We start from the raw sequence: 16,428 nt of genomic DNA, 5'->3' as shown, positions 1-16,428 counted from the left end.
TCTAATCTAAAAAGAACCTCTCGTCAAAAAAATCCTAAGGTGCCTGAATTTCGTCTGCAGCCCTTTTCATACGCGCAAATTAACCCACTATTCACGTCAAACACAGCACAAAAACCATAACGGCGAGTGCCTTATACGCTGGCTTTTCGTCCAGATTAATTATTAAAAATCAAGCTAAAACAATAGCTTAAATTTCTTTCATTAAAAAACTAAAAAAAATCCTAAAGAGACTCAATCTTCGGTCGATACCATTAGTCGAGGAGTAATTTAAGTTTTGGATTTTGGCGTAAAGCCGGATTCCAATTATGAGGCAACTCAGCAATGAGTTGAATTGAGGCAAGCCAACGTTGATATGAGGGTATCAGGGAAGGCTTTCAGGAGGTAACTCTTATGAGTTTATATGTAAACACTAACGTATCGTCGCTGAACGCTCAGCGTCAGTTAATGAGTTCCGGAAATGCTTTGTCGACATCATTCGAAAGGCTGTCTTCGGGCTTCCGTATTAACCGTGCCGCCGATGATGCTGCTGGCTTGCAGATCACTGACCGCATGACTTCACAAATCCAGGGCCTGAACATGGCCGTGCGTAATGCCAACGATGCCATTTCACTGTCACAAACCGCTGAAGGTGCGATGCAGGAGATCACAACATCTCTGCAGCGAATCCGCCAGTTGGCTGTGCAGTCGCAAAACGGTATTAACAGTTCTTCTGACCGTGCTGCGTTGCAGAAGGAAGTGACAGCCCTGACTGCAGAAATCAGCCGTATCGGAGCAAATACTCAGTTTGCGGGTGTTGATCTGCTGACCGGTGGCTATTCTGCAGCCTTCCTGGTAGGTGCTAATGGTGGTCAGACGATTTCTGTCAACCTGTCTCGTACTGGTGGCTATGGTGCTTCCGGTTTGGGGGTTGGGACCGTTGATGTCTCTACGACTACAGGTGCTTCTGCAGCACTGACAGCCGTTGACACAGCGATTTCCGCTATTGGTGGAGCCCGGGCTGATCTGGGTGCACTGCAGAACCGCTTCCAGTCTACGATCCGGAACCTGGCTAATATCGTTGAAAACGTATCAGGTGCCCGTTCGCAGATTCGTGATACGGACTTTGCGACAGAAACGGCTGAGCTGACACGTAATCAGATCATACAGCAGGCATCCTTGTCTGTACTGAGTCAGGCAAATCAGCGGCCTCAGGCAGCGCTGGGTCTTTTGGGATAAACCAGCCAGGACCACTATAATTATAGTGGTCCGCGCTTTTCCTTAGCGGGAGGTGAAAAATGGACGTTAATTTTTCACAAAATGTTCAGGATTCCGGTAGGCTCTTAAATGAAAGGGCTGAGGAACGAAAGTTGTCAGGTGGCAACGCTGTCGCTGAGAAACCTGTAAGGGAATCAGAACAGAACGGTACCACTCAGGATATTAAAGACCGGCAGCAAAATGCCGATACAAAGGATACAAAGAGAGAAGCTAGTGATAGCGGCGTCGCTGAGGCGATTGAAGAAATTCGTGAGTTTGCCAACTTGCAAAGCAGGCAACTGGATTTCAGTATCGACCAAGACAGTCAGCGTCGGGTTATTAAAGTAATGGACGCAGAGACCGGTGATGTCATCCGCCAGATACCCTCTGAAGAGGTACTGCAACTGGCAGAGAGAATAAAGGAGCTACAGACAGAAGTCGGCGCTGCAGTGGGCGTGTTTTTTAACAAAGCGGTGTAATACATAACGCTTTATTGAGGTACTAAATGGCAATTCAATCACTCGGGGTAGGTTCAGGATTAGCACTTGACGATTTGGTCAGGCAGTTAATCGAGGCTGAGCGCAAACCTAAACAAGACAGGTTGGATAAACGCGAAGAGTCACTCGACGCGGTCATTTCCGGTATTGGGCAATTGAAATCCAAGATGGATGCCTTCAAAGACTCCGTCGATGCATTGCGACGTAACAGTCAGCTTAACAGCCGCACGGCTATCGCCAGCCATCCAGGCCTGACCAGTGAAGACGGGGCAGGCCCTTTTACCGCTGAAGCATCCAACAGCGCCGTGACCGGATCTTATAAAATTGCCATTACCCAGTTAGCAGAAGGCAGCCGCATTGAAACTGCCAATGGCGATTTTGCCAGTAAAACCTCTGCTGTCAGCGGTACAGCAGGTTCCCTGACCTTCAAGGTCGGCACAGACAGTTTTGATATTAACGTGACTGCGGGCATGACCCTGGAGCAGTTACGTGACAAAGTGAACGCCAATGCAGACAATTTTGGTGTCACTGCCAGTATTATCAGTACGGGTACGGCAGATGGCGCGAAGCTGGTGTTTACCTCAGATAAGACCGGCACAGGTAATGATTTGCAAATCGTTAATAATGACGATATTGCCGATCTACAAAGAGTCTCTACGACTAACGCCGCCGAAGATACAACGTATTTAACGCCGGTGCAGCTAGCATCAAATGCTCAGGCCACGGTAGATGGTATTGTGGTCGAAAGTGAAACCAACCGTTTTGAAAACGTCATTGATAATGTTGCGTTTACCGCCACAGAGTTATCCAGCAAAGATACCGTAGGCGATTTTCAGGAGTCCACCTTAAGTGTGGGCTTTGATAAAGAAGGCACAGAAAAGAAAATTCGCGACTTTGTGGATGACTATAACTCACTGATTTCAGAAATAGCGACCCTGACGAAATACGGGGAGTCTGAACTGGAAAATGATGGCGCACTGGCTGGCGATTTTATGGCCAGAGGGATCTCTTCTGGATTGGCAAATATTGCTTCAGGTACGGTAAGCAGTTCTGAACTGGGCAGCTTGTTCCAGATTGGTATCGCCTTTGATGAAGACGGTAAACTGAGCATTTCAGATTTTGATGAGTACGGGTTTGGCAGTGGCGAAGACAGGTTGAATGAAGCTCTGGATGAAAACTTTGACCAGTTTGCCAGCCTCTTTACAGATGAAAAAGAAGGCATCGCCACGCGCATGTATGAATACCTGCGCGAGTACACCACTTTTGGTGGTTTGTTGAGAACCCGCGAGCAATCTGTAAAAGATGAAAAAGATGAGCTGGGCAAAGAGCGCGAGCGTTTTGAGCTGCAGATGCTTAACTTTGAAGATATTCAGCGTAAAAAGTATCTGGCACTGGATCAGACTGTTTCTCAGCTTAATCGCACTGGCAATGCACTGATGGCTGCGTTGAGTTCAACCGGATTTTAAGGAGTCGTTATGTCGCTTAAAGGTATTAATGCATATAAGAAGGGCAATCTTAAGCAGGATATTACCCATGCCGATCCTCATAAGTTGACACTGATGCTGATGCAGGGGGCGCTTGATCGCATGGCCTTTGCCAAAGGCAGTATGGAGCGCAAGGAGTATGAAGCCAAGTCCGAGCATCTCTCTCGTGCCAGTGCCATCATTATGAACCTCAGAGACAGCCTGGATATGTCCTTGAAAAGTGAGGTGGGTGAGAATCTGTACGCTTTATATGACTACATGTTGGATCGTCTGGTTGATGCCAACGGGCAGAATAACTTGAAGATTATGGATGAAGTCATTAGTCTGATGTTACCTATCAAGGCAGCCTGGGCGGAAATTCCTGAGCAAGCGAAGCAGGAGGCCTACGAGGCCAGGCGGCAAAAACAACAAGCGGTCGTGTGAAAAAGCTGACTCTTAATCATTCTCAGACCTTTGCAGAACTTGATGCAATCAATGAAGCCCTTTGTGGGCTTCTTTGCGATCAGGAGCCTGATGTGGCGCAACTTCAGGAGCTGATTGTTCAGCGCGACAACCTGATTCTTACCCACCTCAATTCCCTTGAAGATGAACAACGGAAAGCCTTTGCCGAGGCTGAATTGGCATGCAATAAGCGATTGCTAACCATTATCCAACCCATGTTGGATGAGACAGAGTCTACTTTCACCCAGTTTCTGCGCAGCAGAAAAGCGATTCGTAATTATCAGAAGTAGTTATGCTTAAAAATATTCGCCTCCATTTGCAACAAGACGAAGTAAAACAAAAGCAACAAGAAGAACAGTTGGCGGCACACATCGCCCAAACCAGTCATCAGAATATCAATGCTTTTCAGCGTCATATCCCATCATTATTGCCTTACATTCAGCAACAGAGCCAAAATATCTCGGTGTTTTGCAATCAATACGGCGACTACAATCTGGTGGATTATGGTACCGGCAGAACCTTTTACGGACTGCATCCGCAGGATGAAATACAGGCCCATCTGAAAAGTTTTACCGACAGTGCGCCATACGTTTCTTTTGAGAGCGAGACAGTAAAAGATATTCAGGATGAAGATATATCCAAAATTACCCGACTATCCGGGCTCCCCGAGTACCGGCTGCGTAAAGGGGCGAAACCACTGCCTGATGCACCTGATCTGGTTGTGGTGTTGGGTATAGGGTTGGGCTTTCATATACAGGAGCTGATTGAACGTTATCAGATTCGCCATTTACTGGTATATGAGCCGGAGCCTCAATACTTTAAAAGCTCTACCATGCTGATTGATTGGCTGCGCATATTGCAGCTGGCTAAAGACAAGGGTACAGCGCTGTTTCTGCAGATTGAAAAAGACGGTCGCGACTTTATCAATAATATCCAGGAGCTGCGTGAACATGTTGAGGTAGAGGGAGCTTATCTTTATCAGCATTATAACCACCCTGTTTTCGATATGCTTTATCAGCAGCTGACGACTCAGCCATGGAATACGCTGGTTGAAAAGGGATTAAGTTTTCGTTTTGCGCAAGGGGCCGATGAATACTTACCCGGCTGGACGACGGCATCCAAATCGCAAACCTGGGAAGATGTGGATGCCGATTCCCCGCGATTTCAGCAGAACATCACAGCATTTAGAAAGTATTTCCCTGCTGTATACGACACTTTTAAGGCTTATCAACCCAAACGCTGGTTGCCGGTGCAACAGCACAATGGGGAGGTTAATGTCGTTGATAAACGTCGATTGGTGCCATGGTATGGTGACAGCCCGGTCACCGAGAGTGAGATAAACCTTAAGGGGTTTTCTGAACATCCCCACAAAGACGGATTGGTGCTGGGGTACAACGGAACAAAATTAAAACATTATCTGCATTACCAGTTTGTGGAGAAAACCGAAGCAATACTCGAACAGCTCGAAGAAGAGCAGGGCAGCTTACCCGAAACCATTAAGTCCATGATTTTATTCGGTATGGGATGTGGTTATCAGGTGGAGCGGCTTTTTCAGCAACACAAGGTAGAAAAGCTTTTTATCTGTGAGCCGAACCGGGATTTCTTTTATGCCTCGCTATTTGCCATTGATTGGGCATCCATTCTTCACACTATTGATGAGTGCGATGGCCGACTTTATTTAAATATCGGCGATGATGGTACCAATCTGTTCAGGGATTTGCTCAATCAATTTTATGCCATTGGCCCTTATATGCTCAACAGCACATACTTTTATCAGGGCTACTACAATGGTGCGTTAAATCAGGCCATTGCCCAGCTTCGAGAGCAGTTGAGAGTCGTGATCTCTATGGGGGAGTATTTTGATCACGCTTATTACGGTATTGCTCATACGAAAGAGGCACTGCGTCGCGAATATCCCTTTATGAAGAAAGATTCTGCAAGCCTGATTGCAGCAGAGTATCAGGAAGTCCCTGTTTTCCTGGTAGGAAATGGTCCATCGCTGGACTTTTCTATTGAGGCAATAAAGGAGTGGCAGGATAAGGCAATTATTGTGTCCTGCGGTACGTCCCTTCAGGTACTGCATCGTAATGGTATTACGCCTGATTTTCATGCGGAAATTGAGCAGAACCGGTCCACTTTTGACTGGGCCAGCAGAATCGGAGATTTAGAATACCTCAAGAGTATCAGCCTGATATCCTGTAACGGCATTCATCCGGATACCTGTGACTTGTACAAAGATGTCTATCAGGCTTTTAAAGAGGGCGAATCCTCAACAGTGTCGACGCTAGAAGTGCTGGGAAAGGATAAATACCAAATCCTTGAATTCGCCTTTCCCACGGTGACCAATTTTGCCATGAACTTTATGGCGGCTTTGGGGATGAAGCAAATATATCTGTTAGGTGTAGACCTCGGATTTGCTGAAAAAAAGCATCATCATTCAAAGCAGTCTGGATATTATAAGGACGATGGAGATGAGCTCTACGATTATTCGGAAAATAACAATACAGCTATAGTCGTACAGGGTAACTTCAGGAACATGGTTTACACCAAGCATGAATTTAAGGTCGCTAAAATGTTACTTGAGCAGTCACTTTTTGCTACCAAGATGGATTGCTATAACTGTTCGGATGGTGCACTGGTCAGTGGGAGTACCCCCCTAAAGGTGAGTGACATATTGATCGTTGCTGATGAGAGGACGAAGGAAGAAAGCCTACTTTTTCTAAAAGAGCATGCTTTCGGGGTGGTGCCTTCGTCTGATTTCGAAACACGTCATTCCAATAAGTTTTCCCATAAGGTATTGCAAAAAGAACTCCGTGTATTCGTTAATCAGTCAAGATCCAAACCTGATTCGCTAACAGAAGCAGAGGCACTGATAGAATCACAAAAAAAATTACTTTTTTTGTCTTATCAGCAAGGTCAGTCTTTACTGTTTTATTACTTGTACGGTACTACCAATTACGCGAACTCTGTATTGACTAAAGTGCTGTATTCATCAACCGATAAAAAGACGGTTTTAAAGCGGTTCAACATCGTATTAGAACAGTGGCAGGATGCTCTGAATGAGATTCTTCTAAAATGCAAGCACGAGATGTTGACATATGACGTCACCAGCACGTTTGCTTATCAACGTTATCAATATTGGTTGAAGCGTCAGGTAGGCGGAACTCGTCTTGCAGTGGTGACGAATTCTCAGCAATTTGTTGAAGTTTGTGAGAAACAAAACGAAAAAGATGGTCTTGGATTAGTCTTGAAGTATTTCGACCATAAGTCGACGACCGATGAGTTAAAGCAAATCGACCACGTCATCATTCACCCAAATACTGAAGAGATATTCCTCTGGTTGCAGCAACATGTTCAGGAACTTAGCAAAGCTGTTCGGTTGGTGGTGTGTGTACAAACACCAGTTGAGTTAGAAAGAGTGTCGAAATTGATGGTTCCCATGACCATCGTCTATGTTCCTGGAACCATCTCTCGTTCAACAGCTTATCCACAAAGTCATGATATAAAGAGATTTAACTCGGTTATTCGTTATCTCAATATGACCCGGCAGTGCCATTATATTCTGCCCCATATAAGGTCAACCAAGGACTTGAAAGCACTTTATCCTATAGAGATTTTTAAACCTGGGAAGTGGTATTTCTATGACTATAATGACGCTGTTATTGCGACTAAAAGGTTAACCAAAAACGAAGATAATGTGGCGGCCAGTGGGAATCGTGGTCAACTTATCGGTCAGGATCTTTATGCTGCAAAGATGTTTGCTCAGCCACTATTAACTGAAAACGAAGCGCTGAAAATAAAAGCGCAATTGATTTCCCGAAATCCGATTCTTAACCAGGAAGATCGCGCTCATGTTCAATAATAAAGTTATTCTAATAACCGGTGGCACGGGATCTTTCGGTCATCGATTCATCTCTCATGTGCTGAATAGCTTCAAACCAAAAAAGCTAATTGTCTATTCCCGCGATGAATTAAAGCAATTCGAAATGCAGCAAAAGTTTGATGCGCCCTGTATGCGTTATTTTCTCGGTGACGTGCGCGATAAGCACCGTCTGAAAACCGCCATGCGAGGCGTCGATTTTGTGGTCCATGCCGCGGCGCTCAAACAGGTGCCTGCTGCGGAATACAATCCCATGGAGTGTATTAAAACCAATATCATGGGGGCACAGAATGTGATTGAGGCGGCCATAGAGTCAGAGGTGAGTAAGGTTATTGCGTTATCTACTGACAAAGCAGCCAATCCGGTGAATCTCTATGGTGCGACCAAATTAGCTTCAGATAAGCTGTTTGTGGCAGGAAACAATATTTCCGGTGCCAATAGCACCCGTTTTGCGGTGGTGCGCTATGGCAATGTCGTCGGATCGCGAGGTTCTGTGGTGCCTTTTTATCAGGAACTACTGGCGCAGGGAAGAACTCAACTACCGGTGACTCATGAGGATATGACCCGCTTTTGGATTACGTTGGATCAGGGTGTGGATTTTGTGCTGAAGAACTTTCAGCGCATGCAGGGGGGCGAAATCTTTGTACCGAAGATTCCTTCTGTGCGAATCCTGGATTTAGTCGAAGCCATCAGCGGTAAACGAGAATATGAGGTGGTGGGAATACGGCCCGGTGAGAAAATCCATGAGATTATGGTACCCGAAGAGGTCGCTCATCACAGCCTGGAGTTTGATGACCATTATGTGATTACGCCGCCCATCACCTTCTTTGAAAAGAATATCAATTATCATAAAAATAAACTGGGTGAAAAAGGCATTAACGTATCCGATCGCTTTGAATACAACTCGGGCACCAATCCACAATTTCTGTCTGTGCAGGAGTTACGGCAGTTGAATGAGTCTTTGTCGTGATCCCATACGGTAAACACCATATCGACAGAGCGGATATTCAGGCGGTCGTGGAGGTACTGGAAAACCAGTTTCTGACGCAAGGACAACAGGTTCCTGCCTTTGAGCAGGCCCTGGCGGATAATTGTAATGCCCGTTATGCCGTAGCCGTAAACAGTGGCACGTCGGCTTTGCATATAGCCTGTCTGGCACTGGGTGTCGGTGCTGGTGACAGCGTGTGGACTTCACCCTTATCGTTTGTCGCCTCGGCAAACTGTGCGCGTTATTGTGGCGCACAGGTTGATTTTGTCGACATCGATCCGCAAACCCGCAATATCTGTACAACGGCGTTGGCAACGAAACTGGAACAGGCGAAAAAGGCCAACACCTTACCGAAAGCGATCGTGGTGGTCCATTACGCCGGATTAAGCTGCGACATGCAGGCCATACGCGAACTGACATCGCCACTGGGGATTGCACTGATCGAAGATGCCAGTCACGCGCTGGGTGGAATGTATCAAGGTAAACCGGTGGGGAACTGCGAATATTCCGATGCCTGCGTAATGAGTTTCCATCCGGTGAAATCTATTACCAGTGCTGAAGGTGGGGCGGTGCTGACAAACAACGCCGAGTTGAAAAAGCAGCTTCGGCTATTTGCGAGCCACGGTATTACCCGTGATCCACAGCAAATGCAGGGGCAGCCCGATGGTCCCTGGTACTATCAGCAAATTGCCCTGGGGTACAATTACCGGCTCAGCGACTTGCATGCCGCATTGGGATTGTCACAAATTAAAAAGCTCAGCGGTTTTGTAAAGGCCCGCACAGAAAAAGCCCGCCGTTATCTGGACGCATTCAGACAGCTTCCGTTAGATCTCCCTGTCGAGACGCAAAGCGCAAGCAGTGCCTGGCACGTTTTTGCTATTGCCCTGAAGCATCATGACAGAAAGGAAATCTTTGTGCGATTGCAGCAAGCTGGCATCGGCGTCAATGTGCACTATATACCGATCCACCTGCAGCCTTACTACCGGGCGCTGGGGTTCGAACCCGGGCAATTTCCCAATGCCGAAGCGTTTTATCAACAGGCCTTAACTCTGCCTTTATATCCCGACCTGTCTGCCGATAACCAACAACAGGTGATTGATGCAGTAATTGAGGGGCTGAGTTGAATCTGGCCATTATCCCCGCCCGTGGTGGCAGTAAGCGAATTCCTGATAAAAATATTAAACACTTCTGTGGTAAGCCTCTGATCGCCTACTCTATCGAGGCAGCCAGAGCCAGTGGCTTGTTTGAAAAGGTGGTGGTGTCGACTGACAGTGAAAAAGTCGCGAATGTGGCCAGGGAGTGGGGCGCTGAGGTACCTTTTATGCGGCCGCAGGAACTGGCTGATGATTTCACCGGCACCAGTGCGGTGGTCGTGAATGCCATTCAGGAATGCCGTAAACTGGGTATCAATCCTGAGCTGGTATGCTGTGTATACGCGACTGCTCCGCTATTACAGCAGCGCTATCTGCAAGAGGGATTTGAGGCCCTTAGCAAGCAGTCTGAAAAGCACTATGCGTTTTCCGTTACCGAGTTTGCTTTTCCGGTTCAGCGGGCGCTGATAAAAAGTGATAACGGCGGTGTCGAGCCGATGTTTCCTGAGTTTATTGCCAAGCGTTCTCAGGATTTACCTGAAGCCTTACATGATGCGGGGCAGTTTTATTGGGGCAGAGCCCAGGCCTTTGTGGAGAACAAACGGGTTTTTGCGTCTCACAGTCTGCCCATCCTGCTGCCTCACTACCTGGTGCAGGATATTGATACACCCGACGACTGGCAGCGGGCCGAACTATTGTATCGGGCGTTTTGTCAGCACGCGTTAAAGGAGAACTCATGAGTCAGGAGAAAGTCCTGCTTATTCGTATGCAGCCCCTGGGTGATGTGGCGGCTATTGGCATTCCCGCACTTCGCTATTTTCTTTCTCGCCTCAGCGAGGCCAATATTGAAGTGCTGAGCTTTGCTCAGGGCAAAGCGCTACTTAAACTGGCGCAACCTGGTGTCAGAGTGTTTGGTCTGGAGCAGCAGGAATGGCCGGATAACATTATTCCGGCGATGGAAACCTTTTTAGGATTGGCGGAGAAAATTGTTTCTGAGGATTATGATCAAATCATTAATTTGGATACAGGGTTTATGCCCTGCTTCTTGGCGCGATTTCTAAAAGATGCCGGTGAGCCAGTCGTTGGCAACTATATGAGTATCTCGGTGCAGGAACTGCTGGAGCAGTTCCAGCAGCAGACATTATCCCCTGAGTACGTGAATCAGCCTGATAACTATATGAGCAGCACCTTTCTTTCCATGGCCCGTTGGCATAGTCCGTGGTGGCAGGGGGAGTGGTTGCCTGATAACGGCTATCCGGAATTTTATCTGCGCAGTTGTTGTGGCTTTGACGCCCTACAGATGCAAATGAATATTGACGTGCCAGCAGATAAAGCCCTGAAAAACCAGGCTAAATCCACCAAAGTGATTGCACTGATGTGTGAAGGGGCGGAGGCAAGACTGACCTATCCTTTTGCTGCAGAACTACAAAACCGCCTGGCTGACCTGGGTTTTTGCACCTGGACGCTGGACACGACACAAAACCTGCGCAATCAGCTAATGAAGCTGAAGGCGTCGGATCTGCTAGTGACTGTGCCGGGGGACGGGCAATGGCTTGCGGCAACGGTAGATTGTCCCAGTCTGGTGATTTGTGGGGAAGTGGATCCACGCATGCTGATGCCGGACTATGCAACCGATCCTGTTACCGCCGAGAAGCCTGAGCCTATGCCCGCTGAAGAACTGGCGCAGAGTATTGTTTCTATTTTCGAACAAGAGATTGAAGATGCGAATCGGTGATAGAGAAATTGGGCCAAAGCAGCCACCTTTTATCATTGCTGAATTAAGCGGCAACCATAACCAGCAACTCGATTTGGCGCTGAAAATGGTTGAGGCCGCAGCCGATGCCGGCGCCGATGCCATCAAGCTGCAAACCTTTACTGCCGATAGCATGACGCTGGACTCAGAGCAGCAAGACTTTGTTATTAAAGAAAAAGATAGTCTATGGGCGGGCAGAAAGTTACACGAGTTGTATGCTCAGGCAGCGACTCCCTATGACTGGCATCAGCCCTTGTTTGAAAGAGCTAAGGAACTGGGCATGGAAGCATTCAGTTCGCCATTTGACGAACAGGCCGTTGATTTTCTTGCCGGGCTCAACGTGCCCTGTTTTAAGATTGCCTCTTTTGAACTTACCGACTTACCCCTTATTAAGTCTGTAGCCAGTAAGGGAAAGCCGATGATTCTCTCCACGGGCATGGCGACACTGGCTGAAATAGAGGAGGCAGTGACTACCGTCAAAGCGGCAGGTTGTGAGGATATTATCTTGCTTAAGTGCACTAGTACCTATCCTGCGGAGCCCGGCAATACCAATTTGCGCACTATTCCAAACTTACGGGAAACCTTTGGGGTACAGGTTGGGTTGAGTGATCATACTGCCGGAATAGGGGCTGCCGTTGCCGCCGTTGCGCTAGGCGCTCAGGTGATAGAAAAACACTTTGTACTGGATAGGGCCGCAGGAGGTGTGGATGCTGCGTTTTCTCTTGAACCTGCGGAACTGAAGGCCTTGGTGACGGAGACGCGAAGGGCCTGGCAAGCTTTGGGTGCAGTCCGATATGGTGGCACTGAGGCTGAAGAAAAAGCCAGACAATATCGCAGATCTATCTACGTATGCAGGGATATTCAACCTGGAGAGCCCTTCTCACCGGAAAACTTACGTATTGTACGCCCGGCTTTTGGTTTGGCTCCAAAGTATTGGGATGGCGTACAGGGAAAAGTTGCCAAATGCGCTTTGAGTAAGGGAACACCACTAAGCTGGGACGTAATTGCCTAAGCCTGACAGATAGATCAATGGGTTTTGATTAGCATCCTTCGGGGAGTCAGATGGATTCAGTTATATTTCGCACTGACGGTAATTCAGAAATGGGGCTGGGACATTTGATGCGCTGTCTTGCCTTGGCACAAGAACTTGATCTCAACCAGGTGAACGCCACTTTTTTGGTCAGTGAGTCTTCACTGGCCTTTTGCCGTAGCCGACATGACTGGGTGGGTAAGGTTATACCGGTACCAGACTACCCCGCAGATGCGGAGATTCGGTGGATGCAGCAATTACCCGAATTTGACCAGGCAGACTGGATTGTGTTGGATGGCTACCAGTTTGATCAGGCGTATCGGTTCGCTATCAAAAGTACGGGCAAATTGTTTGCGTTGTTTGATGACAATAATGACTCAGGACAGCTATACGCAGACCTAGTGATCAATGGTTCCAGTCATGCACAGATGCTGGATTATGACCAGACCGCTGCCACGGCGCAACGCTGCATAGGTGAACCCTATCGTGTGCTTCGCCATGAGTTCCGAATCACAGAACCAATGCCCTTTTCAGAGCGAAGAGATCTGGTGATATGCTTTGGTGGTAGCGATCCATCAGGCATTACACTCTCTTTACTGCAAGCACTTGAAAGCCTTAGCGCCAGTATGTCTGTGCGCGTGATTACCGGGGCAGCGTATCGCGACGGAATAGCGCTGGATGACTTTTTGAAGAGAACAGGGCTGATCGTTCAGCACTTGCCCAATCATCAGCAAATGGCGGATTGTTTTTCCAGAGCTCGACTTGCCATATCCGCAGCGGGGGGGAGTCAGTTTGAGCTTGCTGCGTGTTGCACTCCTTCTATTTTGGCAGTGGTCGCAGAGAATCAGCGGCTGGCGACAGCTCAGGCTGAGCAGCAGGGCTGGTGTGAGGTTTTTGATATGACTCAGGGAGAGTCTGTCAAAGCGCTCGCTGAAACCGCCGTCATGCTGTGGTCGCAATCTTCCAAACTGGCCACCATGCATCAAAAAGCCGGGCAATTTGCCGATACTATGGGGAGTAGCAGAGTTTTTGAATCTATGTCGGCAATGCTTGGCAGTGACGGAAAGCGATTTAAAGGTGGTTAAGTTGAGCCGAACGTATCCGAAGTCAGTTTTCAGGGTGTTTGATGAACACCACCTGGAAAGGGTGTGGAAATGGCGTAATCAGGCGCATATTCGCATCAACATGCATAATGATAAAACTATCCCTTGGCATGAGCACCTGAGCTGGTTTGAATCCTTAAAACAGGATCCTACCAGGCAGTTCTTTGTTTTTTACCAAAACGATCGTCCGATTGGCGTGCTTAATTTCAGTGGTCTGGATACAGAAGAGCCAGAGTGGGGGTGTTATCTTGGTGAAGCGGATATCTGGCCTGGTAGTGGATTGCTGTTGGAGGTGGCGGCTTTGGATTATGTTGCAGATTATACAAAGGCCAAAGCTCTGTATGCAGAGGTACTGAGTTTCAATCAGGCGGTGATTAAATTGCACAGGTTGTTTGAGTATCAGTCGTTGGAAAGCCGGGATGGGGGTGTGCGCGAAGGAAAAGCGTTTGAGGTACATCGCTTTCGTTACCCATTAACTGACTGGCGGCAGCGGCGACAAAACATATTAAAAAAGTTACCGGCACAAATTCGGGAAGCATCCCAACTCATTGATTTTGAACAGGAGCTATTGTGAACATTGAACAGAAAATACGCCATACCATGGAGCAGGTTGCAGAGTTGAGCCAGTGCCAGTTGGTTAATGAGATTGATGACGATACTGTTCTGTTACAAAGTGGCCTGGATTCTCTCGGTTTTGCAATGTTGGTTGCCCAGTTAGATGAAGAACTCGGTTTTGATCCCTTTACTCAAATGGCCATTCCGGTTTATCCGAGCACTTTTGGTGAGTTCGTCTCGATTTATCGCCAGTATTCTGAAAAAACCAGGGAGTAGCGATGCAGCTACTACACAGACTCAAGGAGCTTTATGAAAACGCTGATAATAGCGTCAAAGGAGAGTTGTTAGAAGCCAGCTCAAAGCCTGTTGATTCGGTTAGGGGCCCCAACCTTAATACTATATCCCTGCCCAGGATTATTGCTGAAGCAGAGCTGATTCGCGCTAAGGAGCCTCATTTGCGAGGGGCGACCGTGGCTATCCGCTATCAGGGATTGAATGATTTTGTCAGATTACTGCTTGCCTTTGATGGTTGGTGTGGTGCTCTGTATTTGCTTCCAGAGGATGATGCTCCACAGTTACCTGATGATTGTCAGTGTTGGGCTGGACTACAGAGTGATGTAAAACGGGACACTGCCTTGCCTGAGGGACAGCACGTCGTTACACACTGGTATATCGCAACATCAGGCACCACCAGTAAACCAAAATGGATAGCTCATCAACTAGCTGGTCTCACTGCCTCTGTTCGTGTGAACCTTGAGCAAATGCCTTTGAGATGGGGATTGCTATATCAACCCTTTCGCTTTGCTGGTTTACAGGTGTTGCTACAGGGGTTGTTAAGTGGTGCATCTATAGTTGACGCCAGCAATGGTGATATTTCACGTAGAATCAAGGTATTAAGGGCTGCGAGAACAACTGCACTTTCCGCAACACCAAGTATGTGGCGTCAGTTATTGCTCAGTGGAGAGCTGGAAACTCTGTCTCTGAGCCAGTTGACACTAGGAGGTGAAATTGCCGATCAGGGGGTACTGAATATGCTGCGTGCTCGCTTCACCGAGGCGAGGATCATCCATATATATGCTTCCACTGAGGCCGGGGTGGGATTCTCTGTGAGTGATGGAAAGGCTGGATTTCCTGAAGCCTGGCTGAAAGACGGGTATTACGGTGTAAAGCTTAAGATCAATGCTCACCACCACTTATGCATAAAACCTCTTCAGCTCCCCAAATCAGGTATTAAAAATCGCATGGATGCGCAGGGATACATTGACAGCGAGGATATGGTCGAGATTATTGATGGGCGTGTGTACTTTTTGGGGCGTGCAGGCGGCGTGATCAATGTTGGGGGTAATAAAGTGCATCCTCAACTGGTAGAGCAGGTTATATTGTCCATTGAAGGGGTGTTGAGTGCCAGAGTCTTCGGTTCAAAGAGCAGTGTGATGGGTAGCTTAGTCAGCGCTGAAGTGGTGGCAGAAGCCGAGACTGAGTTGGCAGCATTGAAAAAGAAAATCATCATGCAATGCATGCAGCGCCTGGCGCGCTACCAGGTTCCGGTGCGGATTGATTTCGTCAAACAGATAAAAACCAATGAGACAGGCAAGATCGATAGGAGGCAACTGAGTGAGTAATGTGGTTATCGTCACAGGTGCGAGTCAGGGATTGGGGCTGGCCATTGTAAGAGCCTTGCTGGAGCAGGACTATAGAGTCGTGGCGTTGTCGCGACACTGTTCTGAGCCATTAAGTGAATTGCTGAAAATGCAGCCTGAAAAGCTGACTTTTGCCAGTGCTGATTTAAGCGACCTTAATGCTATTCCTGCTCTGTGTCAGTCATTACTAAAGAAACACGGCCGTCCTTATGCACTGATTAATAATGCTGCGGTTGGTCATGACGGAGTATTAGCCACCCTGCATAACAGTCAGATTACTGAATTACTCAACCTTAATTTGCAGGCGCCGATATTAATGAGTAAGTATTTGTTGCGGTCCATGCTGTTGAATCGGGTAGGCCGGATTGTGAATATCTCTTCGATTATTGCTCAAACCGGATTTAATGGGTTAAGTGTGTATGCGGCGACTAAAGCCGGATTAGAGGGATTTTCCCGCTCATTGGCAAGAGAAGTTGGAAAAGCAGGTATTACAGTGAACTCTGTTGCGCCCGGGTATATGCAAACTAATATGACTCAGAATCTGAGCGATGAGAATCTGAAGAAGATTGAGCGTCGCAGCGCGTTAGGAAAACTGGCTACACCAGATGATGTCGCAGCCATGGTGGTTTATTTACTTAGTGAACAGGCTGGCGCCATTACCGGTACGGTAATGACGGTAGATGCTGGTAGCACCGCATAAGCTGTATGGTTTTGTGCGGTGGTAATGGATAGA

16 protein-coding genes are annotated in these 16,428 nt (G+C 47.7%); all 16 read left to right on the top strand.

Going from position 1 to position 16,428, the window contains the following annotated elements; genetic code table 11:
- The first annotated feature begins 390 nt into the window (after nucleotides 1-390).
- The 16 genes from CCY32_RS08795 (at nucleotide 391) to CCY32_RS08720 (ending at nucleotide 16,395) form a co-directional block, all read left to right on the top strand.
- Nucleotides 391-1,215 (top strand): flagellin, encoded by an 825-nt coding sequence (locus CCY32_RS08795; protein ID WP_088330252.1) that lies wholly within the window; start codon nucleotides 391-393, stop codon nucleotides 1,213-1,215.
- 131 nt (nucleotides 1,216-1,346) lie between these two features.
- On the top strand, nucleotides 1,347-1,712 hold the full coding sequence (locus CCY32_RS08790) for a flagellar protein FlaG (RefSeq protein ID WP_246840569.1): 366 nt from the start codon (nucleotides 1,347-1,349) through the stop codon (nucleotides 1,710-1,712).
- A gap of 26 nt (nucleotides 1,713-1,738) precedes the next feature.
- A complete protein-coding gene (gene fliD, locus CCY32_RS08785) occupies nucleotides 1,739-3,196 on the top strand; it encodes a flagellar filament capping protein FliD (RefSeq protein WP_088330250.1) in 1,458 nt (485 codons plus the stop codon).
- Nucleotides 3,197-3,205: 9 nt separating this feature from the next.
- A complete protein-coding gene (gene fliS / locus CCY32_RS08780; RefSeq protein ID WP_088330249.1) occupies nucleotides 3,206-3,637 on the top strand; it encodes a flagellar export chaperone FliS in 432 nt (143 codons plus the stop codon).
- Complete coding sequence (locus CCY32_RS08775) at nucleotides 3,634-3,945, top strand: hypothetical protein (RefSeq protein ID WP_088330248.1); 312 nt, start codon at nucleotides 3,634-3,636, stop codon at nucleotides 3,943-3,945. The genes fliS and CCY32_RS08775 overlap by 4 nt, the downstream gene beginning before the upstream one ends.
- A gap of 2 nt (nucleotides 3,946-3,947) precedes the next feature.
- Complete coding sequence (locus CCY32_RS08770) at nucleotides 3,948-7,517, top strand: 6-hydroxymethylpterin diphosphokinase MptE-like protein (protein WP_088330247.1); 3,570 nt, start codon at nucleotides 3,948-3,950, stop codon at nucleotides 7,515-7,517.
- Entirely contained in the window at nucleotides 7,507-8,505 is a 999-nt protein-coding gene (gene pseB, locus CCY32_RS08765) for a UDP-N-acetylglucosamine 4,6-dehydratase (inverting) (RefSeq protein ID WP_088330246.1), read from the top strand. Before CCY32_RS08770 ends, pseB begins: the two co-directional genes overlap by 11 nt.
- The gene (gene pseC, locus CCY32_RS08760; protein ID WP_088330245.1) at nucleotides 8,502-9,647 is read left to right on the top strand and encodes a UDP-4-amino-4,6-dideoxy-N-acetyl-beta-L-altrosamine transaminase; all 1,146 of its coding nucleotides are present in this window, start codon (nucleotides 8,502-8,504) and stop codon (nucleotides 9,645-9,647) included. Before pseB ends, pseC begins: the two co-directional genes overlap by 4 nt.
- A complete protein-coding gene (gene pseF / locus CCY32_RS08755; protein WP_088330244.1) occupies nucleotides 9,644-10,354 on the top strand; it encodes a pseudaminic acid cytidylyltransferase in 711 nt (236 codons plus the stop codon). The genes pseC and pseF overlap by 4 nt, the downstream gene beginning before the upstream one ends.
- Entirely contained in the window at nucleotides 10,351-11,349 is a 999-nt protein-coding gene (locus tag CCY32_RS08750; RefSeq protein WP_246840568.1) for a hypothetical protein, read from the top strand. The genes pseF and CCY32_RS08750 overlap by 4 nt, the downstream gene beginning before the upstream one ends.
- On the top strand, nucleotides 11,336-12,379 hold the full coding sequence (pseI, locus tag CCY32_RS08745) for a pseudaminic acid synthase (protein ID WP_088330243.1): 1,044 nt from the start codon (nucleotides 11,336-11,338) through the stop codon (nucleotides 12,377-12,379). The genes CCY32_RS08750 and pseI overlap by 14 nt, the downstream gene beginning before the upstream one ends.
- A 50-nt stretch (nucleotides 12,380-12,429) precedes the next feature.
- Complete coding sequence (gene pseG / locus CCY32_RS08740) at nucleotides 12,430-13,482, top strand: UDP-2,4-diacetamido-2,4,6-trideoxy-beta-L-altropyranose hydrolase (RefSeq protein WP_088330242.1); 1,053 nt, start codon at nucleotides 12,430-12,432, stop codon at nucleotides 13,480-13,482.
- Nucleotide 13,483: 1 nt separating this feature from the next.
- Entirely contained in the window at nucleotides 13,484-14,074 is a 591-nt protein-coding gene (gene pseH, locus CCY32_RS08735; protein ID WP_088330241.1) for a UDP-4-amino-4,6-dideoxy-N-acetyl-beta-L-altrosamine N-acetyltransferase, read from the top strand.
- A complete protein-coding gene (locus CCY32_RS08730) occupies nucleotides 14,071-14,331 on the top strand; it encodes an acyl carrier protein (protein WP_088330240.1) in 261 nt (86 codons plus the stop codon). Before pseH ends, CCY32_RS08730 begins: the two co-directional genes overlap by 4 nt.
- Before the next feature lie 2 nt (nucleotides 14,332-14,333).
- Complete coding sequence (locus tag CCY32_RS08725) at nucleotides 14,334-15,677, top strand: class I adenylate-forming enzyme family protein (protein ID WP_088330239.1); 1,344 nt, start codon at nucleotides 14,334-14,336, stop codon at nucleotides 15,675-15,677.
- Nucleotides 15,670-16,395 carry an SDR family oxidoreductase gene (locus tag CCY32_RS08720; RefSeq protein ID WP_088330238.1) on the top strand — a complete coding sequence of 242 codons (726 nt, stop codon included), beginning with the start codon at nucleotides 15,670-15,672 and terminating at the stop codon, nucleotides 16,393-16,395. Before CCY32_RS08725 ends, CCY32_RS08720 begins: the two co-directional genes overlap by 8 nt.
- Nucleotides 16,396-16,428 lie beyond the last annotated feature (33 nt).

It is taken from the genome of Lacimicrobium sp. SS2-24 (genome assembly GCF_002201535.1).
Lineage (GTDB): Bacteria > Pseudomonadota > Gammaproteobacteria > Enterobacterales > Alteromonadaceae > Lacimicrobium.
Note: the sequence above shows the minus strand (reverse complement) of the source record. Positions and strands in the feature narration are given on the sequence as shown.

Excerpts from the sequence above, each read along its gene's own strand:
- CCY32_RS08795 (WP_088330252.1), top strand. The coding sequence starts at position 391 with ATGAGTTTATATGTAAACACTAACGTATCGTCGCTGAACGCTCAGCGT.
- fliD (WP_088330250.1), top strand. The coding sequence starts at position 1,739 with ATGGCAATTCAATCACTCGGGGTAGGTTCAGGATTAGCACTTGACGAT.
- fliS (WP_088330249.1), top strand. The coding sequence starts at position 3,206 with ATGTCGCTTAAAGGTATTAATGCATATAAGAAGGGCAATCTTAAGCAG.
- CCY32_RS08770 (WP_088330247.1), top strand. The coding sequence starts at position 3,948 with ATGCTTAAAAATATTCGCCTCCATTTGCAACAAGACGAAGTAAAACAA.
- pseB (WP_088330246.1), top strand. The coding sequence starts at position 7,507 with ATGTTCAATAATAAAGTTATTCTAATAACCGGTGGCACGGGATCTTTC.
- CCY32_RS08750 (WP_246840568.1), top strand. The coding sequence starts at position 10,351 with ATGAGTCAGGAGAAAGTCCTGCTTATTCGTATGCAGCCCCTGGGTGAT.
- pseI (WP_088330243.1), top strand. The coding sequence starts at position 11,336 with ATGCGAATCGGTGATAGAGAAATTGGGCCAAAGCAGCCACCTTTTATC.
- pseG (WP_088330242.1), top strand. The coding sequence starts at position 12,430 with ATGGATTCAGTTATATTTCGCACTGACGGTAATTCAGAAATGGGGCTG.
- CCY32_RS08725 (WP_088330239.1), top strand. The coding sequence starts at position 14,334 with ATGCAGCTACTACACAGACTCAAGGAGCTTTATGAAAACGCTGATAAT.